Annotated in this window: 1 rRNA gene (cut by a window edge); it reads right to left on the bottom strand. The window is 49.4% G+C overall.

Going from position 1 to position 1,940, the window contains the following annotated elements:
- A 23S ribosomal RNA gene (locus tag ACFV9Q_RS29140) occupies positions 1 to 1,940 on the bottom strand (its annotated part continues 263 nt past the right edge of the window); the annotation flags it as partial.

Raw genomic sequence — 1,940 nt, 5'->3', positions numbered from 1 at the left:
ATCGTTACGCCTTTCGTGCGGGTCGGAACTTACCCGACAAGGAATTTCGCTACCTTAGGACCGTTATAGTTACGGCCGCCGTTTACTGGGGCTTCGATTCGTAGCTTCGCAGAAGCTAACCACTCCTCTTAACCTTCCAGCACCGGGCAGGCGTCAGCCCCTATACATCACCTTACGGTTTAGCAGAGACCTGTGTTTTTGATAAACAGTCGCTTGGGCCTATTCACTGCGGCTCTTCTGGGCGTGAACCCTAAAGAGCACCCCTTCTCCCGAAGTTACGGGGTCATTTTGCCGAGTTCCTTAACGAGAGTTCGCTCGCTCACCTTAGAATTCTCATCTTGACTACCTGTGTCGGTTTGCGGTACGGGCACCTGTTATCTATCTAGAGGCTTTTCTCGGCAGTGTGAAATCAACGACTCGAGGAAACAATTTCCTCTCCCCATCACAGCTCAGCCTTATGAGTGCCGGATTTGCCTAACACTCAGCCTTACTGCTTGGACGTGCACTCCAACAGCACGCTTCGCCTATCCTACTGCGTCCCCCCATCGATTAAAACGATACTAGGTGGTACAGGAATATCAACCTGTTATCCATCGCCTACGCCTGTCGGCCTCAGCTTAGGACCCGACTAACCCAGAGCGGACGAGCCTTCCTCTGGAAACCTTAGTCAATCGGTGGACGGGATTCTCACCCGTCTTTCGCTACTCACACCGGCATTCTCACTTCTAAGCGCTCCACATGTCCTTGCGATCATGCTTCGACGCCCTTAGAACGCTCTCCTACCATTGTCCAAAGGACAATCCACAGCTTCGGTAATATGTTTAGCCCCGGTACATTTTCGGCGCAGTGTCACTCGACTAGTGAGCTATTACGCACTCTTTAAATGATGGCTGCTTCTAAGCCAACATCCTAGTTGTCTGGGCAACGCCACATCCTTTTCCACTTAACATATATTTTGGGACCTTAGCTGGTGGTCTGGGCTGTTTCCCTTTCGAACACGGACCTTATCACCCATGTTCTGACTCCCAAGTTAAATTAATTGGCATTCGGAGTTTGTCTGAATTCGGTAACCCGAGAGGGGCCCCTCGTCCAAACAGTGCTCTACCTCCAATAATCATCACTTGAGGCTAGCCCTAAAGCTATTTCGGAGAGAACCAGCTATCTCCAAGTTCGATTGGAATTTCTCCGCTACCCTCAGTTCATCCGCTCACTTTTCAACGTAAGTCGGTTCGGTCCTCCATTCAGTGTTACCTGAACTTCAACCTGACCAAGGGTAGATCACCTGGTTTCGGGTCTACGACCAAATACTCAACGCCCTATTCAGACTCGCTTTCGCTGCGGCTCCACATTTGCTGCTTAACCTTGCATCAGATCGTAACTCGCCGGTTCATTCTACAAAAGGCACGCCATCACCCATTAACGGGCTCTGACTACTTGTAAGCACACGGTTTCAAGTTCTCTTTCACTCCCCTTCCGGGGTACTTTTCACCTTTCCCTCACGGTACTGGTTCACTATCGGTCACTAGAGAGTATTTAGCCTTAGGAGATGGTCCTCCCAGATTCCGACGGAATTTCACGTGCTCCGTCGTACTCAGGATCCACTCAAGAGAGAATATGTTTTCGACTACAGGATTATTACCTTCTTTGATTCATCTTTCCAGATGATTCGTCTAACATGTTCTTTTGTAACTCCGTATAGAGTGTCCTACAACCCCAACAAGCAAGCTTGTTGGTTTGGGCTCTTCCCGTTTCGCTCGCCGCTACTCAGGGAATCGATTTTTCTTTCTCTTCCTCCGGGTACTAAGATGTTTCAGTTCTCCGGGTCTGCCTTCTGACATGCTATGAATTCACATGTCGATAACATGACATAACTCATGCTGGGTTCCCCCATTCGGAAATCTCTGGATCAACGCTTACTTACAGCTACCCAAAGCATATCG

The organism is Promicromonospora sp. NPDC059942 (genome assembly GCF_042731755.1).
Lineage (GTDB): Bacteria > Actinomycetota > Actinomycetes > Actinomycetales > Cellulomonadaceae > Promicromonospora.
Note: the sequence above shows the minus strand (reverse complement) of the source record. Positions and strands in the feature narration are given on the sequence as shown.